Annotated in this window: 25 protein-coding genes; 20 read left to right on the forward strand and 5 right to left on the reverse strand. The window is 66.2% G+C overall.

What is annotated here, in order from left to right; translation table 11 throughout:
• The 8 genes from JSV65_13630 to JSV65_13665 form a co-directional block, all read left to right on the forward strand.
• Nucleotides 1–1,023 (forward strand): hypothetical protein (locus tag JSV65_13630; GenBank protein UCH33596.1); only part of this gene is annotated, 1,023 nt, incomplete at its 5' end.
• 121 nt (nt 1,024–1,144) lie between these two features.
• The gene (locus JSV65_13635) at nt 1,145–2,446 is read left to right on the forward strand and encodes an ABC transporter substrate-binding protein (protein ID UCH33597.1); all 1,302 of its coding nucleotides are present in this window, start codon (nt 1,145–1,147) and stop codon (nt 2,444–2,446) included.
• Nucleotides 2,447–2,450: 4 nt separating this feature from the next.
• Nucleotides 2,451–3,779, forward strand: a complete 1,329-nt coding sequence (locus JSV65_13640; GenBank protein UCH33598.1) for an ABC transporter substrate-binding protein — start codon at nt 2,451–2,453, stop codon at nt 3,777–3,779.
• Nucleotides 3,780–3,901: 122 nt separating this feature from the next.
• Nucleotides 3,902–4,834, forward strand: a complete 933-nt coding sequence (locus JSV65_13645) for a sugar ABC transporter permease (protein UCH33599.1) — start codon at nt 3,902–3,904, stop codon at nt 4,832–4,834.
• Between the two features lie 184 nt (nt 4,835–5,018).
• Nucleotides 5,019–6,050 (forward strand): carbohydrate ABC transporter permease, encoded by a 1,032-nt coding sequence (locus JSV65_13650; protein ID UCH33600.1) that lies wholly within the window; start codon nt 5,019–5,021, stop codon nt 6,048–6,050.
• Between the two features lie 156 nt (nt 6,051–6,206).
• On the forward strand, nt 6,207–7,475 hold the full coding sequence (locus tag JSV65_13655) for a hypothetical protein (GenBank protein ID UCH33601.1): 1,269 nt from the start codon (nt 6,207–6,209) through the stop codon (nt 7,473–7,475).
• A 176-nt stretch (nt 7,476–7,651) separates the two neighbouring features.
• On the forward strand, nt 7,652–8,752 hold the full coding sequence (locus JSV65_13660) for a hypothetical protein (GenBank protein UCH33602.1): 1,101 nt from the start codon (nt 7,652–7,654) through the stop codon (nt 8,750–8,752).
• Between the two features lie 43 nt (nt 8,753–8,795).
• Complete coding sequence (locus tag JSV65_13665; protein ID UCH33603.1) at nt 8,796–9,686, forward strand: acetylxylan esterase; 891 nt, start codon at nt 8,796–8,798, stop codon at nt 9,684–9,686.
• Between the two features lie 177 nt (nt 9,687–9,863).
• Here JSV65_13665 and JSV65_13670 read toward each other — a convergent pair whose 3' ends face one another.
• Both JSV65_13670 and ispH read right to left on the reverse strand, forming a co-directional pair.
• The gene (locus JSV65_13670) at nt 9,864–11,591 is read right to left on the reverse strand and encodes a neutral/alkaline non-lysosomal ceramidase N-terminal domain-containing protein (protein UCH33604.1); all 1,728 of its coding nucleotides are present in this window, start codon (nt 11,589–11,591) and stop codon (nt 9,864–9,866) included.
• A 133-nt stretch (nt 11,592–11,724) separates the two neighbouring features.
• On the reverse strand, nt 11,725–12,564 hold the full coding sequence (gene ispH / locus JSV65_13675; GenBank protein UCH33605.1) for a 4-hydroxy-3-methylbut-2-enyl diphosphate reductase: 840 nt from the start codon (nt 12,562–12,564) through the stop codon (nt 11,725–11,727).
• A gap of 366 nt (nt 12,565–12,930) precedes the next feature.
• Here ispH and JSV65_13680 point away from each other — a divergent pair, with 366 nt between their 5' ends.
• The 12 genes from JSV65_13680 (at nt 12,931) to JSV65_13735 (ending at nt 23,797) form a co-directional block, all read left to right on the forward strand.
• The gene (locus JSV65_13680) at nt 12,931–13,113 is read left to right on the forward strand and encodes a hypothetical protein (GenBank protein UCH33606.1); all 183 of its coding nucleotides are present in this window, start codon (nt 12,931–12,933) and stop codon (nt 13,111–13,113) included.
• 87 nt (nt 13,114–13,200) lie between these two features.
• Entirely contained in the window at nt 13,201–14,058 is an 858-nt protein-coding gene (locus tag JSV65_13685) for a copper transporter (protein ID UCH33607.1), read from the forward strand.
• Between the two features lie 6 nt (nt 14,059–14,064).
• Nucleotides 14,065–15,663 carry a glycosyltransferase gene (locus tag JSV65_13690; protein UCH33608.1) on the forward strand — a complete coding sequence of 533 codons (1,599 nt, stop codon included), beginning with the start codon at nt 14,065–14,067 and terminating at the stop codon, nt 15,661–15,663.
• Entirely contained in the window at nt 15,660–16,151 is a 492-nt protein-coding gene (locus tag JSV65_13695; GenBank protein ID UCH33609.1) for a hypothetical protein, read from the forward strand. Before JSV65_13690 ends, JSV65_13695 begins: the two co-directional genes overlap by 4 nt.
• 10 nt (nt 16,152–16,161) lie before the next feature.
• A complete protein-coding gene (locus JSV65_13700; protein UCH33610.1) occupies nt 16,162–16,854 on the forward strand; it encodes a hypothetical protein in 693 nt (230 codons plus the stop codon).
• Between the two features lie 235 nt (nt 16,855–17,089).
• Nucleotides 17,090–17,293 carry a 4Fe-4S binding protein gene (locus JSV65_13705; GenBank protein ID UCH33611.1) on the forward strand — a complete coding sequence of 68 codons (204 nt, stop codon included), beginning with the start codon at nt 17,090–17,092 and terminating at the stop codon, nt 17,291–17,293.
• Nucleotides 17,294–17,354: 61 nt separating this feature from the next.
• The gene (locus JSV65_13710; GenBank protein ID UCH33612.1) at nt 17,355–18,416 is read left to right on the forward strand and encodes a M42 family metallopeptidase; all 1,062 of its coding nucleotides are present in this window, start codon (nt 17,355–17,357) and stop codon (nt 18,414–18,416) included.
• A 131-nt stretch (nt 18,417–18,547) separates the two neighbouring features.
• Nucleotides 18,548–19,930, forward strand: a complete 1,383-nt coding sequence (locus JSV65_13715; protein ID UCH33613.1) for a DUF512 domain-containing protein — start codon at nt 18,548–18,550, stop codon at nt 19,928–19,930.
• Nucleotides 19,930–21,318, forward strand: coding sequence for a ribosome biogenesis GTPase Der (gene der, locus JSV65_13720; GenBank protein UCH36783.1), 1,389 nt, complete (start codon nt 19,930–19,932; stop codon nt 21,316–21,318). Before JSV65_13715 ends, der begins: the two co-directional genes overlap by 1 nt.
• Nucleotides 21,319–21,376: 58 nt before the next feature.
• Complete coding sequence (gene plsY / locus JSV65_13725; GenBank protein UCH33614.1) at nt 21,377–22,021, forward strand: glycerol-3-phosphate 1-O-acyltransferase PlsY; 645 nt, start codon at nt 21,377–21,379, stop codon at nt 22,019–22,021.
• On the forward strand, nt 22,014–23,039 hold the full coding sequence (locus tag JSV65_13730) for an NAD(P)-dependent glycerol-3-phosphate dehydrogenase (protein ID UCH33615.1): 1,026 nt from the start codon (nt 22,014–22,016) through the stop codon (nt 23,037–23,039). The genes plsY and JSV65_13730 overlap by 8 nt, the downstream gene beginning before the upstream one ends.
• A gap of 149 nt (nt 23,040–23,188) precedes the next feature.
• Nucleotides 23,189–23,797, forward strand: a complete 609-nt coding sequence (locus JSV65_13735) for an NUDIX hydrolase (protein UCH33616.1) — start codon at nt 23,189–23,191, stop codon at nt 23,795–23,797.
• A gap of 99 nt (nt 23,798–23,896) precedes the next feature.
• Here JSV65_13735 and JSV65_13740 read toward each other — a convergent pair whose 3' ends face one another.
• The 3 genes from JSV65_13740 to JSV65_13750 form a co-directional block, all read right to left on the reverse strand.
• Nucleotides 23,897–24,553, reverse strand: a complete 657-nt coding sequence (locus JSV65_13740; GenBank protein ID UCH33617.1) for a hypothetical protein — start codon at nt 24,551–24,553, stop codon at nt 23,897–23,899.
• Between the two features lie 58 nt (nt 24,554–24,611).
• The gene (locus tag JSV65_13745) at nt 24,612–25,445 is read right to left on the reverse strand and encodes a zinc ribbon domain-containing protein (GenBank protein ID UCH33618.1); all 834 of its coding nucleotides are present in this window, start codon (nt 25,443–25,445) and stop codon (nt 24,612–24,614) included.
• Between the two features lie 821 nt (nt 25,446–26,266).
• The coding region (locus tag JSV65_13750; GenBank protein ID UCH33619.1) for a hypothetical protein at nt 26,267–26,775 on the reverse strand (509 nt) is incomplete at its 5' end.

The following is a 26,775-nucleotide window of genomic DNA, read 5'->3' on the forward strand; positions in this document are numbered from 1 at the left end:
CCGTGGCTCAATGAACAGGGCTACTCGTTCCAGCAGTTCTTCGACGATCCGGCGATTCAGTGGGAGGTTCAACTCGCGCTTCAGAAGTGGGTGCGCGATAACGTGCCGCAAGATCAGGAGCGCGGCCTGCCGAAAACGTGGCCAGGACTGACGCCTGATGTCCAGAATCTCTACGAGGCAGCCTGGCTCGGGTGCCGCATCGAGTACCGCGAGAAGGAAGTGCCCGATACCTGGCCGCGCCTGAGAGAGCGCAAGGGTGATCTCGGCGCACTGAGCATCCCCGACCCCATCCACGACGGCCTACAAGCTCGCGGGATCGAGTTCTATCAGTACTTCGAGGAACGGAGGGCGCGCGAGGAGTTCGCAGGGCGACCGGTCGGGAAGTCGAGCCTGTGCGGCGGTGGGACCGATGGGCCGTTCACCGTCGCCTGCAATCTGCGCGGCACCACCGAGTTGTGCCTCGACCTGTACGAGGACCCGGCGTATGCCCGCGAGCTTCTCGAGTTCGTCACCCGCGCGATCATCGTGCGGGTCGAGGCGGTCGGGGAGTTCAACGGAGCGACCTACCCCCAGCAGGGCTGGGGCTTCGCGGATGACAGCATTCAACTGCTGTCCGAGGCGCAGTATCGCGAGTTCGTGCTGCCGTGCCATCAGCGCCTGCTAGCCAGGTTCTCCCAGGGCGGACCGAACTCGATTCACCTCTGCGGACAGGTGCAGCGGTTCCTGCCGCTTCTTCAGCGGGAACTGAACATCCAAAGCTTCGACCTGGGTTTCCCGGTCAACCTCGGGCAGGCCCGACGGGAGCTGGGGCCGGAGGCCACGCTGCGCGGCAACCTACATCCGCAAATGCTGCGCGACGGACCGGCTTCCTTGATTCGCGACGGGACTGCCGGGATTCTGCGCAGCGGCGTTATGGAGGGGCGGCGCTACGTCTTCTGCGAGGGCAACAACGTCGCCCCGGGCACTCCGCTCGAGCACTTTCGCGCCGCCTACGACGTCGTCCGCGCGCTGGGGCCGTACTGAGGCACGGGAGCCCCGGGCTGATGCGGCCCAGGACACGAAGGCCAGCGATCGTGTCTGGGGCCGCCAGCGCGATGCCGCGCCGTTGACCGCCGCAGGACGCGGCCCTATAATAGACCTCGTCATGCGTTCGAGAATCGCGTCGGGGCTTGCCATCCTGCTCGTCCTCCTGCTTCCCGGGTGCGCGTACCGCGCGAAGGTGCCGGCGGAGCGCACGCACGTCATCGTGTGGTCCGGTTGGGTGGGCATCGAGCAAGAGGCGTTCGAGCATGCGGTGGACATGTTCAACGCGAGCCAGGACCGCTACTACCTCGAAAACCGCAGCACCGTCGAAGACGACACGCGGATCTTCCGCGCGATCACCGCGGGCACGCCCCCTGATTTCTTCTTCCTCTGGCGCACCTCGTATATCGGCGCGCTCGCCGCCAACGGTGCGGTGCGGCCGCTCGACGAATTCATGCAAGGATCGCGGATCAGGGAAGACGACTTCATCCCCGGCGCGCTCGAACAGTGCCGCTATCACGGCAAGCTGTACGCGGTGCCGTTCCTGATTGACGCGGCGGGGTTGTACTGGAACCGCGACGTCTTCGGCGAAGCCGGGCTCGACCCCGACCACCCGCCTGAGACGCTGGAGGAACTACTCGATCTCGCGGTGAAACTCACGAAACGGGATGAGCGAGGGAATCTGGTGCGGTTGGGCTTCCAGCCGCCTCCGATACACGAGGTCATGGCACTGTTTGGCGGCCAGCTCACCGACCCTGAGACGGGCCGCATCACGGCGAACCATCCCCGCAACGTGGAGGCGCTGGAGTGGTACGTGCGGATGTGCGACGTCCAGGGCGGCGGACTGCGCATGGACTCGTTCAAGGCGGGGTTCGGGGAATACAACAGCCCGAACCATCAGTTTTTCGTGGGCAAGGTGGCGATCATGTTCAACGGCGAGTGGTGGCCAAGCTACGTCACCCGCTACAGCCCGACCACAGACTACGCGGTGACGTCGCTGCCTTACCCCCGCAAGTATCCGCAGTACAAGGGGACGACGTTCCTGGGCGGCAACTTCGCCGCGATCCCGACGGAGTCGGAGCATCCCGAGGGCGCGTGGGCCTTCATCGAGTGGATGCAGAGCCGGCGCGCCCAGGTTGAGTTCTCGAAAGTCATGCATGGGCTGCCCAACGTCCGCTCCGCGATCTTCGCGCCGGAGTTGACCGAGGGCAACCGGGAGAAGGAGGCGTTCGGGGAGATGTGCCGGATCGCCGCCCTCGGCAAGGGTGCCATATTCCCGCCTACGCCGGTCAACGTGGCGTACATGACGGAGCTGGAGACCGTCGCGCAGCGCGCTGCGCGCAAAGCCGTCACCCCGCGCGACGGGTTGGAGCAGGTGCAGCAGCGCCTCGAGGTGTACATGGAGCCGTACCGTGGCCTGTAGTGGAATGCGAACGGGAAATCATCTCGCCGCGCGGGTGCGGCGCGCGCTGGCGTGCGCGGCGGCGGCCGCGGCGCTGCTCCTCGGCGCCGGGTGCGGCTCGAGGCCGGAGAAGACCCCCGAGGGTCGGACCATCTTGTACATCTGGTCGGGGTGGACCGGCAAGGAGAAGGATATCTTCGAGGTTGTGGTTGACGCCTTCAACCGCTCGCAGGAGGACTACGAGCTGCGCAACATGAGCATCGAGGGCGACGACACGAAGACCATCCGCGCGCTCACTGCAGGTGTGCCCCCGGATCTCTTCTTCCTCTGGGAACCGGCCTACATCGGGCAGCTCGCGGCAAACAAGGCAGTGATGCCCCTCAACCCGCTGCTCGAGCGCACGGGGCCGCCGCTGGAGGATTTCATACCCGGCTCGATCGGTCAGGGCGAGTGGGAAGGCAAGTTCTATTCCCTGCCATATCTGCTGGACGCCTATGCCATCTACTGGGACAAGGACGCGTTCCGCGAAGTCGGCCTCAACCCGGAGCGCCCGCCGCGCACACTTCGGGAACTCGAGGAGTACACGGTCAAGCTCCTGAAGCGCGACGAACGCGGGAACGTTCAGCGCCTCGGGTTCCAGCTTCCCGACATCTTCCATCCCATCGTGTGGTTCGGCGGCACGTTCTACGATGCGAAGACCCGCCGCATCACGGCAGACAACCCCCGCAACGTCGAAGCGCTGGAATGGTACGTTCACATGATGGACATCCAGGGCGGCGCGCTCAACATAGACTCGTTTTCCCAGGGGTTCGGCGAGTACGCCAGCTCGAACAACCAGTTTTTCGTCGGCAAAGTGGCGATGACCATCAGCGGGCAATGGTGGCCCGGGTTCATCGAGCGCTTCGCCCCGCACATGGATTACGGCGTGGCGCCCATCCCTTACCCCGACCAGTATCCAGAGCAGAAGGGAGTGACCTACCTCGGGGGGAATTTCTGCTGCATCCCGCGCGAGTCGCGCCACCCCGAGGGCGCCTGGACATTCATGCGCTGGACGCAGACGTACAACGGTCAGGAACTGTTCGCCAAGGATATGCACGGCGTGCCCAACATGAAGCCGGTGCTCAACGATCCGGTTCTGGTCACCGGCAGCCGGCACAACGAGGCATTCGGCGTGGTGTGCAACATCGGGGGGCACCCGAATGCGCGGTTCTTCCCGGCGACGCCGGTCAACATCATGTACATGACGGAACTGGTGACCGCAGCGCAACTCGCGGCGCGCGGCGCGAGAACCGCCGAGAATGCGCTGCGTGACGTGCAGCGGCGGGTGCAGAAGGAACTCAACACGTACTACTAGCATTTGTCATTGCTCGCTCCCGGGGGCTGGGCTTTGCACCGCGTCGGGCGGATCAGGGGATCCCGTCCTGGACTTGTCGAGGGATCGGGCCCTATGCCCGATCGGCATTGCAGTGGAGGATCATGACTGACGTTGCCACAGAACGGAGCACGGCGCCGCGCCGCGGCATGACCCAAGCGGACAAGAAGCGGTTGGCCGTGGGGTTGCTCTTCATCTCGCCGTGGATAGTCGGCTTCTTCCTGTTCCTGCTCTACCCCATGGCGTCCTCGTTCTACTACAGCCTGTGCCGGTACCCGGTGCTGAAGCCGCCGGAGTTCATTGGCCTCGGCAACTACGCCCGTCTCATCCACGACGAGTATTTCTGGAAGGCGCTGGGCAACACGGCATTCATGTTCATCGAGTTGCCGCTGATGGTCGTCCTGGGGCTGTCGCTGGCGCTGCTGCTCAACCAGGCGGTGCGCGGGATGCCGTTCTTCCGCACCGTGTTCTACTTGCCGGCCATCGTCCCCATCGTCGCCAGTGCGATGCTGTGGCTGTGGATCTACAACCCGGAATACGGTCTGGCCAATGTGGTGCTTACCAAGCTCCACCTGCCGAATCTGCGCTGGCTGGTTGACCCGCGTACCTCCAAGTTGTCTTTCATCGTCATGGACACGTGGGCGGTGGGGGCGGGCATGATTATCTACCTCGCCTCGCTCCAGGGCGTGCCGGAGCACCTCTTCGAGGCGGCGGAGTTGGACGGCGCCGGGGCATGGCATAAACTGATCCATGTGATCTTGCCCTCCATCAGCCCAGTGGTGCTGTTCATGGTCATCATGGGCATGATCGGGCTGTTCCAGTACTTCACTCAGGCGTGGATCATGACCGCGCCGCGCGGCGGGCCGGAGTACTCGACGCTGTTCTACGCGCTCTATCTCTTCCAGAACGGCTTCGAGTACTTCCGCATGGGCTACGCGTGCGCCATGGCGTGGATTCTGTTCGCAGTCATCCTGGGAGCGACGGTGCTTATCCTCAAGACGAGCCAGCGGTGGGTCTACTACGAGGAGTCGCGGTGAGGGCAGATACAGTGACGTACCGTTGCCTGGCGGCTCGCGCGCCGGTGCCTCCTCTCCCTGGCAGGGAGAGGACTAAGGTGAGGATCACTCGGCAGGGCCAGGTGCAGGCGATTGGGTTCACCTTCACCCGGCCCCGGCCGGTCGGGGCCGACCTCTCCCTGGAAGGGAGAGGCGTGCAGACCTCATGAAAAGCAAGACGGCCAAGCGAAGAGTCACGCTCGTCATCGTCTACGCCCTGCTGTTCGGGTTCGGGTTGGTGTTCGCACTGCCGTTTATCTGGCTGGTGGGGACGTCGCTCAAGGCCGACGACGCGGTGTTCGAGTTCCCGCCGTATTGGATCCCGTCGCGCAAGGAGCGCGTCGAGATTGATGGCAGGGCGCGCGGCGTGTTTACCCTCGCGGCCGATGAGCAGCGGCTCAAGGTGGCTCGGCTGGGCGAGACGCCGCAGGGAGTGCGCGTGCGCGTACTGGAGCCCGCTGCGCGCGCCGGCGAGGAACTGCTCGTGACCGACGAGCAACTGGCCCCCGTGCGTCACTTGTTCTTCCGCTGGGAGAACTACCCGCGCGCGCTCAAGACGTTTCCGTTCCTGCTCTACACGCGCAACACGTTGTACATCGCGGTGCTCGTCGTCATCGGGACGCTGCTGTCGGCGAGCATCGTCGCCTATGGCTTCTCGCGCATAACCTGGCCCGGCCGCAACATCATCTTCATCCTGGTGCTGGCGACGATGATGCTCCCCGACCAGGCGCTGGTGCTGCCGCGCTTCATCATGTTCCGCCACATGGGCTGGATCGGCACCTTCAAGCCGCTCGTCGTGCCCGCGTTCTTTGGCACCGCGTTCGACATCTTCCTGCTCCGCCAGTTCTTCCTCACCCTGCCCGGCGAGCTGTCCGACGCCGCGCGCATTGACGGCTGCTCCGAGCTCGGCATCCTGTGGCGCATCATCATGCCGCTCAGCAAGCCCGCGCTGGCGACCGTCGCACTGCTGACGTTTATCTGGGCGTGGCTCGACTTCATGGGGCCGTTGGTCTATCTCAACGACGAGAGCATGTACACCCTGGCCCTCGGGCTGGCCGCATTCCTGGGCCGCCATGGCGCCGACTGGAGCGGGCTTATGGCCGCCGGCACTGTGGTCATCGCCCCGATCATCGTCATCTTCTTCTTCGCGCAGCGCACCTTCATCCGCGGCATCGCGCTGACAGGCATGAAGGGATAGGCAGACACGCGCGAGGGATGCCGGACACGGGAGCGCTTGTCAACCCAGGGGCCGGTCTCTGATCGGCCCGCAGACTACCGAGCAGCGAGACGCGCCCGCCGGCACCCACCCCGAAGGTCTGCCAGTGCGCATTGTCGTGAATACGAGGAGGCCGTAATGCCCCGCAAACTGACCGCCGGTCGGTCGAAGCGCGCTGCGGCGAAGACGCCGCGGCGCAAGCCCGCCCCGCAGTTCCGGCAACTCATCTTTGACGAGCTGCCGCTTCAAGACACGACCTGGAGCATCACGACCGGGCGCGACGGTGCGATCTACGTCGGCTTGTGCTGCGAACACACGGGCGGCCAGAGCGTTCATATCGCCAGGTATGATCCCGCCACCGACCGCAAGGAATACCTGGTGGACGTCGCGCGCGCCCTCGGTGAGTATCCCGACAACGGCCGGCCCACGCACAGCAAGATCCACTACTGCCTCATTCCGGATGATGACGGCATCTTCTGGGGTGCACCTCACTGCACCGGACCGCCCATCGGCGATACCATCTGGCGCCCGTGGAACTGCTGGATGCATCCCACGAAGGACTTCACGGGCTTCCATATCTTCACCTACGACCCGGCGACCGGCGACTTCCGCGATTACGGCGTAAAGGGCGTGCGCGAGGGCTCGCGCGCCATGGCAATGGATCGGCGGCGGCGGAAGCTCTACGGCGCGACGTATCCGCGCAATCACTTCTACGTCTATTACATGGACGAGGATCGCTATCTCGACCTCGGTCGTTTCGGTGATATTAACCCGCAGGCGGTGTGGGTGGATGCCGCGGGCAACGGCTACACCGTGGACGATCTGGGCTACATCATCCGCTGCGACGCGGAGACCGATGAGTTGGAACACCTCGACGTCAGGATCGGTCACGCGCCGTTTCGCGATGGCAGCTACAACACGGTGTACGACGTCGCCCCCGCGCCAGACAGCAACTCGGTGTATGGCGTGAGTTGGAGCTACGACATGAGCCTCTTCCGTTATGACATGGACGACCCGCGCAGCCCGGCGTCCATGCACGATCTCGGCCGCGCCTACGGGCCGGAATACGAGGACTGGGACAAGTTCGACCACGCGACTCACGCCGGCGGGATGGTGTTCGGGGACGACGGCAAACTCTACTTCTGCGCCTCCGTGTGGTGGAAAGAGCCGAAGGGGATGTATCTCGTGCGCTTCGACCCGGAAACGGAGGAGCGGCACGAGGTGGGGCCGATAACCGATGGCGAGTTTCACAGCACGTACATCGCCAAGGCGACCAAGGATTTCGACGGCGTACTCTATTTCGCGGATTGCTCCAAGACGCCGACACGCACGTGGCAGTACCGGCCGGAGGTTGTGAAATCCCGCACTGAGGACGAGCGCTGGGCGGAGCTTCGCCCGTGGGGGTAGAGGACGTCAGCGCATCCAACTCCCCTCCCTCTCGGCAAGAGGTCGGCCCGACTCGTCGGGGCCGGGTGGGGGTGCATGACGATGGCGTTCCGGCCCTCTCTCAGTCTCCCCCCTGAAAGGGAGAGAAGCAGGGCGACGCGCTCGATGACGCCGTGACTGAGAAAGGATGATGAGGGATGGTTGACTACTCCCGCGACGTATATGTGCACGAGGGTACCGTGCAGGTGCGGCCGCTCGGGCGGAAGAGCCTGACCCGTCCCATCCCGCCTGGGGAGTGCGCGATAGCGGCCCTGGTTTGCGACCAGCGCGGCCGGATCTACGGCGCCACCTCCGGTCGTCGAGCGCACCTGTTCCGCTACGACCCGGGACCGATGGGCGACTGCGTGATGCGCATTGGCGTCATCGGCGAGGAGTGGGCGACGACCGCGCTCGCCGCCCACGGCAAGTTCGTCTTCGGCGCTACCGGCGCGGCTCCCGGCGGCGGCGGATGGCTGTTCCGCTACGACACGAGCCGGGACAGCGTCGGGGATTACGGCTACGGGCGCGGCGAGATCGAGATGCTGTGCCAGCCGCTCGACGGCGAAGCGATCGCCGGGATTGCCCTCGATGCCGCGCGCGAGCGCATCCACGGCATCGGCGCGAAGTCCGGCGTCTTCTTCTCATACGATATCGCTGCTGGCGAAGTGACCAAGGTGGGCGCGGCCACCGAGGCAGGCGTGGTTTCGTCGCCGCTCATCGTCACTGGCGATGCCGTGTACGGCGTCGTCGAGCAGGGGCGCATGTTTCGCTTCGACCTGGCGACGGAGGGTCTGGACCGCCTCGACGTCTTTATTCCGAGCCTCGCCGGTCTGGAGCACTACAACCGCCTGGATTCCGCAGCCGCGGACCCTGTGACCGGCGTTGTCTACGGCGGCACGCGCGACGGTCTGGTCTTCTCCTTCGACCCTGAGAGCATGTCGTTCGTGGCTCTGGGCAAGCCGGTCGCGCAGCCCGGGCTGCGCGCGCTCACGGTCGGCGCGGACGGGCGCGTTTTCGGCGTCGGCGGCGACCCGGGAGGCATGGCCCACCTGTTCTGCTACGACCCCGAGACGCGCGACCTGCGCGACCTCGGGATACCCATGGCGACGAGCGAGCGCTACTGGCACGGCTACGAGTTCGGCGCCGCCTGCACCGGCCGCTTCGGCGAGATCTATCTCGGCGAGAGCGACCGCATCAGCCATCTCTTCATCTATCACCCGCCGATCAAGCCCCGTCCTCAACAATGGCTCATGGAATAGCGTTGACCCCCGCAACGCGCGCTGGGACTGGAATGGAGCAGCGATGACGGCATCGCATCAACCTGACCTCTGGGAGTTCTGGGAGGAGACCAAGCGCGAGCTGGCAGCCGTGCCGCTCGAGCCGGAGCTAGAGCCGCTGCCGGAGCACTCGACACCTTATCTGCAGACCTACCGCGTCAGCTTCGCGAGTCTCGGCGGAGTGCGGGTGAGCGGGTACTACACTTGCCCTGCGCGCGAGAACGGCCACCGACTGCCGGGTCTGCTGACCTTCCCCGGATATGGCGGCGCAGTGGTGCCTCCGCACCAGGAGGCCTCGCACGGATACGCCAGCCTGGCCCTCGACCCGCGCGGGCAGGGGCAGAGCGCGGCGGCCTACCCAATGGAGCGCGGCAAGCTGACGCATCACCCCGAGGATCTGTGGCACTGCGGCCTGCGCGGCGCGTATGCGGACGTCGTGCGCGGTCTCGACTTCCTGGAAGCGCGCGGGGAGGTGGACGCGGGCCGGCTTGCGCTCATGGGTGCCAGCGGCGGCGGCGGGCTAACTCTTGCCGGCGCGTCCATTGATGATCGCCCGGTCGTTGCGGTGGCGCACGTGCCTTTCATGTGTCGCCTGGTGTGGGCTGCGGAGAACGTGCCGACGCATCCGTTTCGCGAAGCCGGCGATTATCTCGAGCAGCACCCCGAATCGCGCGAGGGGATTCTAGCGAACTACCGCTATTTCGACCCGCTCGAGTTGGTCGAGCGCCTGACGTGTCCGACCATCGTCAGCGTCGGCATGAAGGACGACGTCTGCCCTGCCAGCACCATTGTGCCCACATTCGAGCATATTGCTGGCGTCAAGGCGCTGGTCGTGTACCCCGAGTTGGTGCACACCCATTCGCCTGACTTCCGCCGCCATGAGTGGAACTGGGTCGAGACGTATCTCACGCCCTAGGCGGGAGACGCGCTCGGCGCATCCCGGGCCGCCGTGTTGAGCCTGGGCCGCAGGGGCCGCCGGTGCGCGCATGCCGAGGGTGGTATGCGAACGAGGTCGAACGACTCGCCCTCAAACCCTCACCAGGCCGCTCCCTGCAAGCTGCCGCAGTCTCCCGTTCGGACGTCTTGGGGAAGCCTAGTCGCCGAAGAACACCTCAGGCATCTTGAGCGCCAAGCTCATGTCGCCGTCGATGACGAGTTTCCCGCCCATGTACGCGGCGACGGGATCAAGCTCGCCGCGGGCGAGCGCCAGCATGTCGGCATCGGCGATCGTCACCGTCACGTCGGGGCCTTCCGGCTTTGCCTGCTCCACCGCGCACTTGCCGTCGGCTACCGTGATCGCGTAGTCGCCGCCTTTCTCGCCCGTGACGTTGAAGTAGTAGACGGCCTTGAGGTCACCGGCCGCCTCGGCGTTGAAGGAATCGGGCAGACCTAGGAACCACGCCTCCAGCGAATCCACGGACGCTTGCGCGGCCTCATCCTCCTCCGGGTAATCCGGCACCTCTTCGCTCGGCACGGGCCTGAGCTTGCCGATAGCCCCGAGGATGGAGATGACCGCAGCGTCCACCATGCGCTCGCCGGCACCTACCTCGACGAAGGTGCTGTACCCCGCGCCGTAGCCGCCTTCCACCGCGGCCTGGATGGTCGGGAAGTATCCCGCCATGCCGTCGGCATAGCCGAAGAACATGGTCGCGGCGAGCGGCGAGCGCCGGGTCAGCTCCAGCTGATGCTCGACGAAGAACTCGCCCGGGAAACCGCACAAAGCGTACCGGTCGCCGAGCACCGCGACGGTCGCGGGCACTGATGCGCCCTTCGCCATACGTTCGACGTACGCGCGCACGCGGTCCTCGCCCATGCGCTCGACGTAGGCCTCGTACTTCTTGAGAAGCGCCTGGATGGCGGCTTCGGAGAACTCCCAGCGCGATTCCAGTTCGAACACGCGTCGGGAGAACGTCACCGCGTCCTGAGTCAAGGGCGCAGTCTGGACTCCTGTCGCCACCCGCAGCACCTCCGCTCCGAGCGCCTGGCCCATCTTCTCCATTTCCTCGACGCCGTTCTGGTTGAGCGGGGTCTTGTCCATGTACGGGTTGATGTCGCCGCACGCGCCTTGCGCGAACAGGCACTGCCCGCCCCACTTCGACTCCACCGCCCGGCGCATCGCGCCCGGGTAGTCCGCCGACAGCATCAAGTTGTCCGGGCCAAGCACAACAGAATGGCACGCATAGTTGACGAGCAATGCGATGTGCCCGCCATCCGTCGCGTCCACGCGCAGCACGCGCACGGTCTTGTCCACGGGCGACGTCGGCTCGCGCTTGTCGTTGCGCCAGAACATGCGAACCGAGCCGTCCGGCATTACGAGGCGGCGATTGTGGGCAAGGTCCACTTCGCCCACCCCGAAGCCGATGACCGCGGGCTGCATGTTCGCTGCCGCTTCCGCCACCGCGTCCGCGACCTTGCTCGCGGCAGCGTCCTGCCACGGGGAATCTGCGGAGGGCCACTCGCGCGTCTCCATGTCCGGGCCCTGGTGAGTATGCGACGCCACGATGATAACGTTGTCAATCCCGCTCGCAGCGGCGCGTTTCTCGATTATCTCGCGCAGATCGGGATCAAAGCAGCGGCCGAGGTCCAGGGTCACGATGGCGAGGGAGCCTTCGTCCGTACCCAGCGCCAGCACCTTGGCCATGAGCGGGTCGTGGACCTGCTCCGCAACCCCCTCACGCGCACTGTACCCCCACATGTTGCAGCCAATCGGCGGCGTGACGTCACAGCTCGCGACGCCTGCGCGGAGACCCGCAGCCACACCTCGACCCGTCACACCAAACGCCATCAGCAGGAGCAGCACGAGACAGATGAATCGTAGCATGGAATCTCACCTCGATGTTATTGCGACTCGACGACGCGCTTCCGTGGATTTCGGCGCCGCGTCCGGCGGCTCCTTGCGGAGGCGAGGGCAAAAGATGCTCGTCCGATGGGGTCGCCGGGCCGGGCCCGCGCTGCTAGTCGCCCATGGCACGCAGCGCCTCGACGACGTCCTGTATCACCCAGTCCGGAGTGGACGCGCCCGCGGTGACGCCAACCTTGCCCTTACCCTCGAACCAGTCCGGATTGAGTTCGGCGGCGGTTTCGACGTGATACGTCGGCACACCCGTCTGTTCGCACAACTGGTGCAGACGGTTGGTGTTGGCGCTGATCTTGCCGCCGACGACGACCATCGCGTCCACGCGTTGCGCGAGACTCAGCGCCGACTCCTGACGCTGGGATGTCGCCGCGCAGATCGTATTGAAGGCGCGCAGCTCGCGGCATCGTTCCGCGAGAGCCCCTGCCACCGCTCTCAACCGCGCCGACGTCTGCGTCGTCTGCACCACCATGCCGACGCGCGCCCTCAGCCGCACCACATCCAACTCGGCCTCATCCTGCACCACGACAGCCTGTCCGCCGGCGGCGCCGACCAGGCCCGCGACCTCGGGATGCCCCTTGTCACCCAAGATGACCACTTGGTAACCGTCCGCCGCCAACGCCCTGGCGTTGTCCTGAGCACGCGCGACAAACGGGCACGTGGCGTCCAGCAGGTGCAGCCCGCGCTCGCGTGCCTCGCGAGCGACCTCGGGGCTGATCCCGTGCGACGGTATGACGAGCGCACCTTCCGTCGCCGCGCGCACTGATGACACTTGGCTCACGCCCTGCTCGCGCAATCGCTCGACGACCTGTGGGTTATGGATCAACGGGCCGAGCGTGACGATGGGCGCGTCGGTCTGCTCGCCGCGCTCCTTCACCATCTGGAGCGCGCGCTCGACGCCGAAGCAGAAACCCGCATTTTCCGCGACGATGATTTCCACCGTTCTCACACCCAGCGGCGCGCGAGCACACGGCGCCCTCGCTGCACTCTGGCGCCGGTCCAAAGCCGCGGCCGCTCGTCAATGATAGCACCGGCCGCCTCGCGCCGCAACACAGGCGCAGCCCCGCAGCAGCACTATCGGGCTACGACCTTGGGGCGCGCCATTTACTGCGAAAGCCTGATTGCCAGTGCATCGCCGCGGAGTTATGCTGTACGTAGGGAGCTTCGGGCACTACCCGCGCGCACGCGCTCCGGAACGCGGCGCAGCCGCATCATGCCCAGAGCGCTGGGGTAATGGGAGTGCCCTATTTGGTCGGGACGTGCGCCCCCGTTTGTCGCGCCCGGCACGCGAAGAAGGGAGGTTCTGATGGAGCAGACGGTCGCGCAGGCGCTTGTCGAAGCCCTCTCTCCTTTGTCGAACGGCAGCACATTGCTGGGCGTCATGCTCGCGATGGGGGCGCTTCCGCTGCTTGCCGCGATTGTCATTGCGGTGTGGCGCAGCCTGTCCGGGCACGATTCCTCTCCATCTCACCGGCTGGTGCAGGACTAGCGCCGCCGCGCGCCGAACCTCATCCGCGACGGGGATTCCACGCAGCGGAGAGGTGGCAGCCGGCGCAACGCGGTCGGCCCTACGCACATGCCTGTTGACTTCCGGTATCATCTCGCGAGCCTGGTCGCGGTTTTCTGCGCGTTGCTGATTGGCATTCTCCTTGGGATCGCGCTGGTCGGCGACCCGTCGCTCCCGAGCCAGCTGCGAGCCTTCAAGCAGCAACGCAGCGACATGCAGCGGCGCATCGAGAAGCTCGAGAAGTCCGGGGACAACAGCCGCGCGTTTGGCAAGCAGATTCTGCCCTACCTTACGGAGCGCCGCCTTCGCGGAACTCGTGTCGCCGTCCTATTGAATCGCGATCTCAGCGATACTCCGTGGGTCGAGAGCGTCATCACTACGATCGGTCAGGCCGGGGCGCAGGTGCTCTCCAACACCTCCATCCTTCCCTCATTTCTCGAACTCGACCGCGAAGACGCCGCCAAGGTTCTCGAGGAGTCCGATCTACCCGTCCCTGTTGTCGGCGATTTGCGCGGCATTGTCGCGGGCAAGATGGTCGTGCGCATTGCCGAGGGCAGAGCCGATCTGCCATATCGCCTGCGTCAACTCGGCCTCATTGGCGTCGCGGGGGACTACAGCCAAGCGGCACACGTCGTGCTCCTGGTCGGCGGCACCGACAGCGATTTCTCTTCGGTCAACGCGATTGATCTGCCCATGATTCGTGCGCTGCAAGAAGCGGGGCAGCGGGTCGTCGCGTGCGAGTCGAGCGAAGCACGCGTGTCGGCCATGCATCATTACCAGCGGCGTGCGATATCCACTGTGGATAATGCGGACACCGCCGCCGGCCACCTTGCCCTGGTTCTCGTTCTCGCCGGCGCCGACGGCGACTTCGGTGTGAAGAGCACTGCTGATCAGCTTCTCCCCGAACTGACCCCGTCATGGAGATAGCCCCGCATGTCCACGGCCACGCCCGCTGTGCCGCCGATCTCAGTTGTCATCCCGGCGTACAACGAGGAGAGGCGAGTCGGCGCCACGGTTGCCGCCGCGCGCGCGATCCCGGATGTAGCCGAGGTGATAGCGGTTGATGACGGGTCCCACGATCGCACCGCCGAGGAAGCTGTAAAGGCGGGCGCGACCGTGATCCGCGCCCCGCATCGGGGGAAAGCCGCGGCGCTGCGGCGGGGCGTCGCGAGGGCGACCGGCGGCCTTGTAATCCTGCTCGACGCGGATCTCGGCGAGAGCGCCCGCAACGCGCACGCGCTCGCCGAGCCGGTGCGCACAGGCCGCGCCGACATGACGATTGCGGTGCTTCCGGCGCCGCGCAAACGAGGGGGATTCGGCATCGCGCTCCGGACGGCCAGGGCCTGTCTCTGGCTGCTCACTGGGCGCGTATTCGTCGCGCCCCTCTCCGGCCAACGGTGCATGACGGCCGGTCTGGCGCGCGCGCTCCCTTGGGGGCGCGGGTTCGGGGCCGAGGTCGCCGCGACGACAGACGCTGCAGCTCTCGGCGCGCGCATTGAAGAGACGCCTGCGGACTTGAGCCATGCCTCCACTGGGCGCACGCTCGCGGGATTCGCACACCGGGCGCGCCAGTTCTGGGCGGTCGTCGCGACGTGTGCCCCTCGCGCCCTATATCCTATCGGACCGACGGCGCAGCCTGCGCCATTGCGCAGGCTGGTGCTCGCCGTCGGCGCGTGGGTGATTCTGGTCGCGGTCGCCCTTCGTCTGCACCTATGGCTCGGAATCGGTGTTGCGGCGGCCGCCGCGGCGATCGGCGCGATAACCGTCTCTATGGCAGTCAACCAGCTTGCCGGCGTCAGCCGCCCCAACTACCTCGGGCACCGTATTGCGGCGGCAGGCGGTGTCGGCTTCCCCATGGGGCCCATCGCGGCATCGGGCATTGCGGCTGCCGGTGGGCTTCACCAGGGCGGCATCTTCGTCCTGACCGCGATCGGCGCGGCCGTGATGGCGATTACCGGGCTGGCGGACGATGTCTACGGATCGCGCGAAGTCTCCGGCCTCCGCGGGCACATTGGCAGCCTCGCGCGCGGCAGGATCACCACGGGCATCATCAAGGCCGTAGCCGGGGTTACGGTCGGCCTGGTCGCGGGGTGGTTTCTCGCCGCGGGCAACGTGCCCGTTGCCTTGCTCAACGCGGCGGTTATTGCACTCAGCACGAACTTCGTCAACCTGCTCGATGTCCGGCCCGGACGTGCCATCAAAGGATTCCTGCTGCTGGCCGCCATAGCGGTCGCGACCGATCGGTATGCCCTGTGGGCCGTCGGCCCGATCGGCGCAGTCGCGCTTGCGTTTGCCCCGCTTGACTTCGGGGGGCGCGCGATGATGGGTGATGCAGGGGCGAATGCGTTGGGCGTTGCGGCGGGTATCGCTCTGGCCGCCGTCATGCCGTTATGGGGCAAGCTGGTTTTGGCTGCAGCCCTGGTGGGCATTCATCTATACAGCGAACGTCGCTCCCTTGGCGAAGCCGTCGAGCGCTCGCGCGCGCTGCGCTGGTTGGACCGACTCGGCCGCCCTGAGCAGTACGCCCCGTGAACTCTACTCGCCGATATGCCCAATACCTCTGGCTCGTCCCGGTGGCGGTCGTGCTCGCGGCGGCGCTGCTTCTGGCCCGAAACCCCGAGGATGCTCGCTTACGCAGCGGCATCGTCGCCCTGTTCGAGCAGGCCGAGCGAGTGACTATATACCCAACCAGCGAGAGCCAATCCGAGGTCATCGTATCTCGCGGGGACGCTCGCCGATTTCGCGCGCTCCTGCACGGTGTCCGCGACTCGTATGTGGCGCCGCGCTGTCCGGCGCAGCCTGACACGTGCGTTGACATCTACCTGCGCGTGTCGGGGCCGAAGGATGCGCGCGACACCGTGCGCCGCGGCCTATATCACACCACGTGCGGGCAGTTGACGCTTGCGGATGATGATGCTGGCCCGAACGCCGGCGCGCTGCATGTAGGGGCCGCGTTTCGTTCGCTCGTGCCGCAGCCCGAGCAGCCGTCGCAGTGTCCCGAGGAGTCTCGCCCCCGATGACGGAGACGGCATGAGCGCACGCATCCGCCGCGCCGGGCTGTCGGCGCGCAGACTCATTATCATCACCGGCCCGTTCGGCAGCGGTAAGACTGAGGTCGCCCTCAGCTACGCGCTTGCCAGCGTCGCCGCCGGTCGCCCGACGGCTCTTGCCGACCTCGACATCGTCAATCCGTACTTCCGCGCTCAGGATCACCGCGCCGAACTCGAGCGCGCCGGGGTCCGCGTCGCCGCCCCCGAGGAGGAACTGTCGCACTACGAGCTGCCGGCCCTTGTGCCCGAATTGCGCACGGTACTCACCGATGCCGCGACATACACGATCGCCGACGTCGGCGGCGATCCCGTCGGCGCACGCATCCTCGGGGCGTTCCGGCCGTATCTCGACCAGGATCAACTGGAGCTCTGGCTCGTCATCAATCCATGGCGGCCGCGCGCGGTCGCGGGTGATCTGCCGCGACTCCTCTCGGAGATCCAACGAGAGGCCGGCTTGACCGCCGACGCCGTCATCAGCTGCCCTAACCTGGGCCACGAAACCGCGGCCCGAGATGTCCGCGAAGGCCATCGGCGGGTCGAGCGTTACGCGAACGACCTCGGGTTACCGATCCGTTTTCTCGCTGTGGACGAGCGCTTGGCTGCGGAGGCGGCGGACCTGGGTGCGCCGCTGTGGCCAATGGCGCTGCGCGTTCGCTTGCCGTGGGAGGAATAGACCCGTTCGCTGGACCGCACGCGAAGGCGAGCGCCGCAGGCGCGCCGCCGTAGAGGTGCGTGGCCCGGTTTGCGCGAATCTATTATTGAGGTTCGTCTATTGGGGAAGGTCGCAAGGGGCAGCGGGGCACCTCCCAAACGGACCTCGTCCGGAAGAGTCTACGTGTATTACCGGCGCCGCGGTGATACACGAGACTCTATGATTACGAGCCACCGACGGTCGGACACCGAGAGATATGCCAACCATAGTCGTTGATCCAGAGAGATGTAAGGCGTGCGAACTGTGCGTGCACTTCTGCCCCAAGGGCCTGATGCGACTCGCGAAACGCATGAACAGCCGCGGGTTCCATCCGGCCGCCCTGCGGGACAAGCGGAAATGCAGCGGCTGCGCGCAGTGCGCCACGATGTGCCCGGACATCGCCATCACAGTCTATCGCTGAGGCGCCGGCCGCGGCCCGCCGCAGCCAGTCTGCAACAACCGATACGCGTGCGAGAGGTCACATGCGCAAGGAATCACTCGAGTTCTTCACATCCCTAGTTGACACTCCCAGCCCCTCCGGCTTCGAGCAGCCGTCTCAGACCGTCGTGCGTCAGTGGCTGGGCCGGTACGCCGCAGACGTGCGTACCGACGTGATGGGCAACGTCATCGGCGCCCTCAACCCGTCCGGCAGCCCGCGCGTCATGCTCGCGGGACACGTGGACGAGATCGGCCTGATGATCCGCTACATCAGCGACGATGGGTTCCTCCACTTCGCGCCCATCGGCGGGGTGGATCCGCAGTTGGTGCCGGGGCAGCGGGTGATGGTGCATTCCCGCCGCGGCCCGGTGCTCGGCGTGGTCGGCAAGAAAGCGATTCATCTCATGGACGAGGCGGATCGCAAGAAGGTGCTGCAATTCCATCAGCAGTGGATTGATATCGGCGCCGCGGACCGCAAGGCCGCGGAAAAGCGCGTCGCAGTGGGCGACCCCGCCACCGTGGTCGTCGGCTTGCAGCGACTGGATGGCGACATCGTGACGGGCCGCGCGATGGACGACAAGTGCGGCGCGTTCGTCGTGTGCGAAGCGCTGCGTCTCCTCGCGCGGCGTAAGATTGACGCCGCGGTGTACGCGGTATCCACGGTGCAGGAGGAACTCGGCCGACGCGGCGCGGTGACCAGTGCCTTCGGCCTTGAGCCGGAAGTCGGAATTGCGGTGGACGTTGACCACGCCACCGATTTTCCCGAAGCGGAGAAGAAGAAGATCGGTGACCGCAAGTTGGGCGGCGGCCCCGTGCTCCACCGCGGCGCACACCTCAACCCGGTTATCACGGAGCTGCTTTTCCGCGTCGCGGAGCAAAGCAAGATTGCCTATCAGATCAACGGCAACCCGCGCGACACCGGCACCGACGCAACGGTCATGCAGCTCTCCCGCGCCGGCGTGGCGACCGGCCTGATCAGCGTCCCCTTGCGCTACATGCACACGCCGGTCGAGGTCATCTCCCTGGCCGACCTGGAGAACTGCGCCAAGCTTCTCGCTGGATTCGTTGCGGCGCTCGAGCCCGGCATGAGCTTCATCCCGCACTAGGCGCCTCGATTTCGCCCATCCGCCTGCCGACGGCAAATCGGCTTTCCCCCAGGCCGAATGCCGAACCTGCCATATCGCATTGCTCGGACGGTGTATAATCATAGAGTTCCGGCCGGTTATCGAACCGCCACATGACCCACACGACGCACAACCAGGGCTCGGCGACTGCGCCTGCGGCGCTCATCGCCGCGGTCGCGCCGGGCAGCCCTGCCGCGGCCGCCGGCATCGAGGCCGGTGACCGGCTCGTCGCCATCGCCGGCGTGCCGGTGCGCGACTATGTAGACTATAAGTTCCTCTCCGCCGACGAGCGGGTCGAGGTGGCGATAGTCAAGCCTGACGGCGCCGCGCGCAGACTCGTCATCGAGAAGCATCCGGACGAAGACCTCGGCCTCGATTTCCTGACCGACCTCTTCGACGGCATCCGCCGCTGCCGCAATCGGTGCGTGTTCTGCTTCTACGATCAGTTGCCCAAGGGCCTGCGCGAGACGCTCTACGTGCGTGACGACGACTTCCGGCTGTCCTTCTTTCACGGCAATTTCATCACCCTGACCAACCTGACGGCACGCGATCGCGCGCGCATCTGCGAGCAGCGCTTGAGCCCGCTGTACATATCGGTGCACGCGACGGACACCGCCCTGCGGCAGCACATGCTCGGCAATCCGCGCGCGCCGAACATTCTGACGCAGATGCGCCGTCTCGCCGACTGCTCCATCGAGATGCATGCTCAGGTCGTGCTCTGCCCCGGCGTCAATGACGGCGATCACCTGTCTCGCACCATTGCGGACCTGGCCGAACTCCATCCAGCCGTCGCGTCTGTGGCGATTGTGCCCGTCGGCCTGACCAAGCACCGAACCGGCCTGCCGGAACTGCGACCGGTTGACGCCGCTGCCGCGCGTGAGGTGCTGGAGCGCGTCAGGCGCTGGCACGGTGATTTCCTTGATCGCCTCGGGACGCGCTTCGTGTACGCCTCAGATGAGATTCACGCTCTGGCCGGCGCGGATTATCCGCCTGCGAGTGAATACGAGGGCTTCCCTCAGCGCGATAATGGCGTCGGACTGGCGCGACTCTTCCTGGACGAACTGGACGGGACGAGCTTCGCAAAGGCGGCCGGCCTCGCGGTGACCCTAGTCACCGGCGTCGCGGCGCGCGACCTCGTAGAGACGATGGCACGCAAGATGCGCGAGCAGGGCGTACGCGCGGACGTGGCGGCGGTGGCGAACGGCATGCTTGGGGACACGATCACCGTGGCGGGCCTTCTCGCCGGTGAGGACGTAGCTGCAGTGCTCGCGAGTCGCGAGATCGGCGATGTCGTCGCCGTCCCTGCCAGCGCGCTGAGGGATAAGGAGTTCCTCGACAGCGTTGCGACAAAGGAATTGTCGCGCCGCTTGGGAAAGAGAGTCATTCACGCCGGCGGGCCGAAGGAACTCGCAGCCGCGTTGGCGCGCTTACGGCGCCGTGCGCGTAAGGCGGCGCCGACTCCGACGCGAGCCGAGCGTGGAAGCCCAAGGGAATGATGAAGCCTAAGCCACTAGTGGCCATCGTGGGCCGCCCCAATGTGGGCAAATCCACCCTCTTCAACCGCATCGCGGGGCGGCGTATCGCCATCGTCGAGGAAACCCCCGGCATCACCCGCGACCGCATCTACGCTGATTGCGAGTGGCAGGGCAAGCCCTTCACGCTGATTGACACGGGCGGCCTGCAAACGGAGTCCGACAACCTGGCGCGCCGCGTCCGCGACCAGGCCCAGCTCGCCATCGAAGAGGCCGACGCGATCCTCTTCACCGTGGACTCGAAAGAGGGGCTGAGCGGTCTGGACTATGAGATCGCGGAGATGCTGCGGCGCACGGGCAAGCCCGTCCTGCTGGTGGCGAGCAAGGTCGAAAGCCGCGGGCGGCTGGAGGGGGCGCAGGAGTTTTTCGCGCTCGCCCTGGGCGAACCCATTGCCGTCTCTGCGATGCACGGCATAGACGTTGACGTGCTGCTCGACCGCCTGGGCGAGCTGCTGCCACAGCTCTCTGAAGCTCCGGAGGATGAGGATGCGATCCACATCGCCGTCGCAGGCAGGCCGAACGTCGGCAAGTCGTCGCTGGTGAATGCCCTGGTCGGCGAGGAGCGGGCGATTGTCGCGGAAGAGCCGGGGACGACCCGCGATTCGCTGGACACGCGCTACACGTGGGACGGGCACGACGTGGTGCTGATTGACACGGCCGGCATTCGGCGCAAGAGCAAGGTGCGGCTGAGCTTCGAGTACTACGCCGTGCTGCGCGCCTTCTCGGCGATTGACCGCTGTGACGTGGCGCTGCTGCTGATCGACGGCACGCAAGGAGTTGTGGATCAGGACCAGCGCATCGGCGGGTATGCGGATGAGCAGGGACGCGCGCAGGTCGTCGTCGTCAACAAGTGGGACCTGGTGCAGCGCGCCGCAGCCGAGCAGAAGGAAGAGGAGAAACTCGCGCCCGCCGAGAACCGCCAGCTGATGCGGGATTTCGCGCGCCAGGCGCGGGGCCAGCTCGTGTTCATGCAGTACGCGCCCGTCGTCTTCATCTCGGCGCTCGAGCGCTGGGGCCTCGACGACCTGATGCGCACGGCGGTTGACGCCGCGGATCAGCACAGCATGCGCGCGGCGACGCCTGAACTCAACCGCGTGCTTCGCGAAGCGGTGCAGGCGCGCCCGCTTAACATCAAGGGCAAGCCGCTGCGGCTTTACTACGCGACGCAGCCGCGAGTGCGCCCGCCGACTTTCGTGCTATTCGTGAATGATCCGGAACTGGCCCATTTCTCGTATCAGCGGTACCTCGAGAACCGCATCCGCAAGCACTTCGGGCTGGAGGGCACGCCGGTGCGGCTGGTGCTGCGCGAATCGAAGGGTGAGGAAACCCCGCGGGGCCGCCGCCGGAAGTAGGCCGCGGACTTCAGCCGGCGCGGGGCGGCGCGAGTGAAGCGCGCATGAGGAACTGAACATGCCGGAATGCATACCGGTCATATTGGTGATGGTGGGCGCGTACCTCGCCGGCTCGCTGCCATTCGGCCTCTGGGTCGCCAAGGCATGGAGCGGCGTGGATATCCGCGAAGTCGGGTCGGGCAACATCGGCACGACGAACGTCCTGCGCGCCGCCGGGTGGCGGGCCGCGCTCCTGGTGTTCGTGCTCGACTCGGGCAAAGGCGCGGCGGCGGTGCTGGCAGGCAAGGCCTTCGCTGCGCGAGTCGCCGATACTGACATCGCTGTGCTGGCAATCGTGCTCGGCGCCGCGACGATGGCGATGCTCGGCCACACCTTCTCCGCGTTCCTTGGGCTCCGCGGCGGGCGCGGAGCGGCGACCGGCTTCGGCGTCATCGCCGCGCTGTCGTGGAAGGTGGGCTTCAGCGGCCTTGGGGTCTTCGTGATCCTGGCGGTGGCAACGCGTATCGTCTCCCTCTCGTCTATGGCGGGCGCCGCCTCGATGCCGGTCTTCATGCTGATCTTCCGCCAGCAACCCGCGTACTCGGTCTTCGCGGCGGCGACCGCCGCGCTGGTCATCATCCGCCATGCGCCGAACATCCGGCGTCTCCTGCGCGGCGAGGAGTCGAAAATCGGCCGCCGCCGGAAAGAGCAAGGCGATGAGTGAAGTGAGCGCTCCGGTCGCGATGATCGGTGCCGGCAGTTGGGGCACCGCGCTGGCGGTCCTGCTCGGTCGCGAGGGGATACCGGTTCGCCTCTGGGCGCGCCGACCCGAGATGGCGCAGGCCTTACGGCTCCGTCGCGAGAACCAACAGTACCTGCCGGGCGTCGCCGTGCCGGAGAGCGTCGAGCCCCATGCGGACCTGGGTGCCGCGCTCGCCGACGCCGTGACCGTCGTGCTCGCCGTGCCATCCGCCGGGATGCGCGAGACCGTACGCGCTCTGAGGCCGCACCTCGCGCCGCATCAGTATCTCATCAGCGCAGCCAAAGGGCTGGAGCACGACACCGGCATGCGCATGACCCAAGTCATCGCCGAGGAACTCCCGGAACCTTGGAACACACGCTCAGCCTGCCTATCCGGCCCGAATCTGGCCGCGGAGGTGGCCGCCGGGATTGCCACGACGACAGTTATCGCCTGCGCCGATGTCGAACTGGCGCGCCAGGCGCAGGAGCTCTTCATGCAGCCGTCGTTCCGGGTCTATACTAACCCAGACGTCGTAGGCGTCGAACTCGGCGGCGCGCTCAAGAACATCGTCGCCATCGGCGCCGGTATCAATGACGGCCTTAGCTTCGGCGACAATACGAAGGCGGCGTTGGTGACGCGCGGGCTTGCGGAGATAACGCGTATCGGCGTCGCGCTCGGCGCGGCGGCGCAGACGTTCATTGGCCTGAGCGGCATCGGCGACTTGGTGACGACGTGTGCCAGCCGCCGCAGCCGCAATCACTACGTCGGCTATCATCTCGCGCTGGGACGCACCCTCGACGACATCCTGGCGGGCATGGACATGATTGCGGAGGGCGTGCCGACGACCCGTGCGGCGGTGCGCCTGGCTGATCGGGCGGGCGTGGAGATGCCCATCACGCGCGCCGTGCATGGCGTGCTGTTCGAGGGCATGAAGCCGCTTGACGCCGTCCGCGCGCTGATGCTCCGCAACGCCCGCGACGAGAGGGAGGAGTTGCAGTAGCGCGCCGCGGGTGCGGGTCCGGCCACGTCACCCAGAGCGAAGCGATGAGCGAAGGCGAGACGCGCAGCGAAGAGTCTCGGTAGGAGTGCACGCGCCCTGTCAAGCGAGTCGCGTGTCAGCCTGATCCTTGCTCTGCCCATGTCATGACGATGCAGCGCCGAAAGCGAAGGATCAAAGACATCGTCCCACTCGATGCGCCGCAAGGCGCTGGCGTGTTCTGCCGCCTCGCTGACGGGCGCTATCTCTTCGCGCTGTACGACGAATCGCAGGTCGGCGGAGAGCACTTGGTAGTCGGGCGGATCGGCGGCGGCCGCAAGCCCGAGGAGACCTGGGAGCAGTGTGTGCTGCGCGAGGTGATGGAGGAAACCGGCTCGCGCGCGGTCGTCCAATCAAGCGAGGTGTGCTTCTACGCCGACCTCGACGGGCGGGCTGAAGACATCGGGGTGGAAGCGGACCCTCGCCCGGTGCTCATCAGCTGCCAGCCACCTTCGTTCGGCTCGATCCCCGGCGGGGTCTACTACAACTTGGTCTTCTGGGCGCGACTGCTCGACGAGCCGAAGCCCGGGCCCGAACTCGACGCGCTGGTGATACTCGACGAGCGGCTGCTGCGGAAGTTGGGACGGAATTCACTAGCGCTGCGGGAGTTGCAGCAGGCCGGCGCGGAAGTAGTCCCAGCCCGGGAACTCGATCCCGACGCCCCGGTGACCCTCGGCCGGTCGGTGGAGGTGCTGCTCGCCATCCTCGATCGCACGCGGTGAGGCCCGCACGCGGCGGCGCGCATGTGTCAGCCTGAGCCGCAAGCGAAGGATCGCGTCGGCTCACCCGGTCGCTCCCCGCAAGCATGCCGACGGCTGCTGCTACCCCACCACCACCCGCAGCACCAGCCTCGCCAGCGCCTCGAACACGCTCCCGCCTTCGCCGAGAGGCCGAATGAAGACCTCGGTCTGACGGAAGTACGGCCGCAGGAGCCAGGCCATCTGCAGACCAACCAGCCCGTACACCGCCATCCACGCACGCATCACTGCCAGACACCGGCGACGAACGCTTTCCTCGTCGTGGATCACAGCCGTCGCTTCCATCGCAAAGCGCGCTCCGCACGCGCCGGCTATCGCGAAGGCGATGACGTTGATCAACACTGCGAAGTGATAGTTGTCGCGGCCGGAGAACATGAGAAAGGCTACTGCGGGAAGGACCGCCAGCAGCAGCGTCACGGTGCTCAGCATGCCCGCAAGCACGACGCTCAGAGTCTGCATCACGGACATCCGCGCCCCCGCGAGTGCATTGAGCACGTACAGCAAAGCAACCGACAGCGCCAGCGTCGCCAGTAGCACCCACGGCAGCTTCACGGCGTCGTAAACCGCCTGCCATCCGCCCGCGTAGATGCCGATGACCAGCCCATACGTTGCGGCAAACAAGACGATGTATGCGGTCATCCGCCACGCCAGCGTGCGGGCCGCTGCGTCGCTGCGAATCGCGGCAAACACTCCCGCGCGGCGGCGGAACAGCATCTCCACGATGCTGCTCACCGGAAACGATGGCGTAGCTTGAGGACGGGAGTCCGTCAACGACACGTCACCAACCTTGACCGGACAGGGATTCCGCGATTGTCTTCAGCACGGCGACGAAGAAATTGCCGCCGCGAGGCCGGATGAAGACATCGGTAACGTTGAAATAAGGCCGCAGCAGCCAGGCCATCTGCGCGCCCACAACGGCGTAGAGCGCCACCCACCATCCGACGAAGCGACGCATCTTTCCCAGCTCCGCCGTCTCTGCGTGCAGCGCCTGCATCGCCCTCATCAGAAAACCAACACCGAACGCCCCGGCGGCGGCAAATACAGCCACGTTGAGCAGCACGGCAAAATGATGGCTCCCCGGCGCGGTGAACATGAAGAACCATGTGACCGGCGCGAAGGCGAGCAGGATGATGGACACCATGGCTGTAGCGCCAAAGGCGACCACCGCGACCTGTGCGAGGCTCAACGCGCTTCCCAGATACGCGCTGAAGACGTAGAGCGTTGGCAAGCACAAGAGCAACGTGAAGACGAGAATCCACGGGAACTTAAGCGGGTCATAGAGCGTTTGCCATCCGCCCACCGAGACCCCCACCACGAAGCCATAGAACACGGAGCACACGACCGTCACCAGGAATGCGTCGGCGACGTAACGGCCCAGGCTGCGATCTTCTCGGATGTCTTCGATGACGCGGGCCCGGTACTTGAGCAGGCGCTCGATGAGGCCGAGACGGCCGATGATGCCGGCAGGTGGCGGCCAGGGGGGAGCGAGTGGGGCCGGCTGTGCTGAGGCGTCTTCTGCTCCGGGATTGCCCGGCGGCTCAATCGCCTCCAGGCACTGCGGGCACAACTTCGCGTCCGGCGGGATCTCGGCATCGCATCGCGGGCATCTCATGCCGTCACCCTCCACAGCTGACTATTGAAGCTGTCTGTCGCAAGGCTGCAAGAGTCCGTCGCCAAGTCATACGGTTGCCCCACGACGACGGGCTACCGCTCGAAGCGGTGTACAGCGTGCCGCGCCCGAGCATGCCAAGCGGCGAGCGCGGCCCCTCCCCCGCATCACACGGCGTGCGCGTGCCCCTTCGGTCACTCAGGTAGCCGGAGCACCCAGAGGAGTGGGGGGAGACACATGTAGCCGACTATGTAGCCAAGGTATGCCAGGAAGGCTCCGGACGGGGTGCCCGTCACGGCGTGATCAATGAAGCCGGCGGCAAGGACAGCGCCGGCCAACGTTGTGAGCGCCAACACCGCCCTGACGACGCGAATTCCGAGCGGCCGAGCCACCCTAACCGCGCGCCGAAAGTCGCCATCAAGGACGCCGATCAAGAACGGCCAGGGGGGCCGTCTATAGTACTCAACCAACCGGGCCATGTGCTCATCGAATCCCGCTGTTGCCGTGCATCCCGCCAGGAGGCCGAGCACTACGCCAAGCGTAAAGAGGCCTGCAACAAACGCGGCCGCCGCCAGAAATGGAAGTGGGCCGTGTGGGCTAACATCAGAGAATGGTTTGGCTCGGGCATAACCCGCAGGAAACCAGGTCAACACCAACCCGGCGAGCATCGCCAAGCCCGCGATCTGCGCGGCGGGCCGGAATCCCCACGGCAATTCGCTCTTCCTCGGCAGGCGAACGGACACGGTTCAACCACCTCTAACGCGCCGTTGTTCCGATCCGCGCGGACGGGCCAAGCAGCCCGCGCCGCAAGCCGCGCCTCTCCCCTACTCGTCCCACTCCGGCGGATAGGGGAAGCTGGCCGCGTCAACGCCTGGGGCAATGACGCCCTTGCCCAGGCCGTTACGCTCCGCGTCGAGCTGCGCCGCGAGGCGGTGGCGCGCTTCGCGGAACATCGGCTCGCAGAACTCGCTCGTCCAGCACAGGTCGTCGAGCGACTTCTCGCGCAGTTGTGCGAGGAACCCCGAGAAGCCCCCGACCCCCTCCAGATCCTTGCCGTAGATATGCAGGGAGTCCGATTTGTCGCAGTAGCGGCCGACGCGCACCTCGATGCCGCGGCGCTCCGAGATCTCCTTCGCCAGCAGCCGCTGCAAGTCGGTGAACGCGAACACGTTCATGAACCACGCCTTGTAGCCGTCGCGCGAGCGCCAGTCGGTATTGAGGTTGAGCGTCCACGCGCCGTCATCCGCAGGCAGCAGGCGCACATGGAGCCGCTGAAGGCACGGCGGGTCAATGATGTGCGGATCAACGCTCGGGATCCACGTCACGACCTGGA

It is taken from the genome of Armatimonadota bacterium (assembly GCA_020354555.1).
Lineage (GTDB): Bacteria > Armatimonadota > Hebobacteria.

Coding starts and splice junctions, on each gene's coding strand:
- JSV65_13705 (UCH33611.1), top strand. CDS start 17,090: ATGCCAACCATAGTCGTTGATCCAGAGAGATGTAAGGCGTGCGAACTG.
- JSV65_13700 (UCH33610.1), top strand. CDS start 16,162: ATGAGCGCACGCATCCGCCGCGCCGGGCTGTCGGCGCGCAGACTCATT.
- JSV65_13745 (UCH33618.1), bottom strand. CDS start 25,445: ATGAGATGCCCGCGATGCGATGCCGAGATCCCGCCGGACGCGAAGTTG.
- JSV65_13640 (UCH33598.1), top strand. CDS start 2,451: ATGCGAACGGGAAATCATCTCGCCGCGCGGGTGCGGCGCGCGCTGGCG.
- JSV65_13665 (UCH33603.1), top strand. CDS start 8,796: ATGACGGCATCGCATCAACCTGACCTCTGGGAGTTCTGGGAGGAGACC.
- JSV65_13685 (UCH33607.1), top strand. CDS start 13,201: ATGCCTGTTGACTTCCGGTATCATCTCGCGAGCCTGGTCGCGGTTTTC.
- JSV65_13660 (UCH33602.1), top strand. CDS start 7,652: ATGGTTGACTACTCCCGCGACGTATATGTGCACGAGGGTACCGTGCAG.
- JSV65_13690 (UCH33608.1), top strand. CDS start 14,065: ATGTCCACGGCCACGCCCGCTGTGCCGCCGATCTCAGTTGTCATCCCG.
- der (UCH36783.1), top strand. CDS start 19,930: ATGAAGCCTAAGCCACTAGTGGCCATCGTGGGCCGCCCCAATGTGGGC.
- JSV65_13645 (UCH33599.1), top strand. CDS start 3,902: ATGACTGACGTTGCCACAGAACGGAGCACGGCGCCGCGCCGCGGCATG.
- JSV65_13710 (UCH33612.1), top strand. CDS start 17,355: ATGCGCAAGGAATCACTCGAGTTCTTCACATCCCTAGTTGACACTCCC.
- JSV65_13655 (UCH33601.1), top strand. CDS start 6,207: ATGCCCCGCAAACTGACCGCCGGTCGGTCGAAGCGCGCTGCGGCGAAG.
- JSV65_13730 (UCH33615.1), top strand. CDS start 22,014: ATGAGTGAAGTGAGCGCTCCGGTCGCGATGATCGGTGCCGGCAGTTGG.
- JSV65_13715 (UCH33613.1), top strand. CDS start 18,548: ATGACCCACACGACGCACAACCAGGGCTCGGCGACTGCGCCTGCGGCG.
- JSV65_13635 (UCH33597.1), top strand. CDS start 1,145: ATGCGTTCGAGAATCGCGTCGGGGCTTGCCATCCTGCTCGTCCTCCTG.
- JSV65_13650 (UCH33600.1), top strand. CDS start 5,019: ATGAAAAGCAAGACGGCCAAGCGAAGAGTCACGCTCGTCATCGTCTAC.
- plsY (UCH33614.1), top strand. CDS start 21,377: ATGCCGGAATGCATACCGGTCATATTGGTGATGGTGGGCGCGTACCTC.
- JSV65_13670 (UCH33604.1), bottom strand. CDS start 11,591: ATGCTACGATTCATCTGTCTCGTGCTGCTCCTGCTGATGGCGTTTGGT.
- JSV65_13680 (UCH33606.1), top strand. CDS start 12,931: ATGGAGCAGACGGTCGCGCAGGCGCTTGTCGAAGCCCTCTCTCCTTTG.
- JSV65_13735 (UCH33616.1), top strand. CDS start 23,189: ATGCAGCGCCGAAAGCGAAGGATCAAAGACATCGTCCCACTCGATGCG.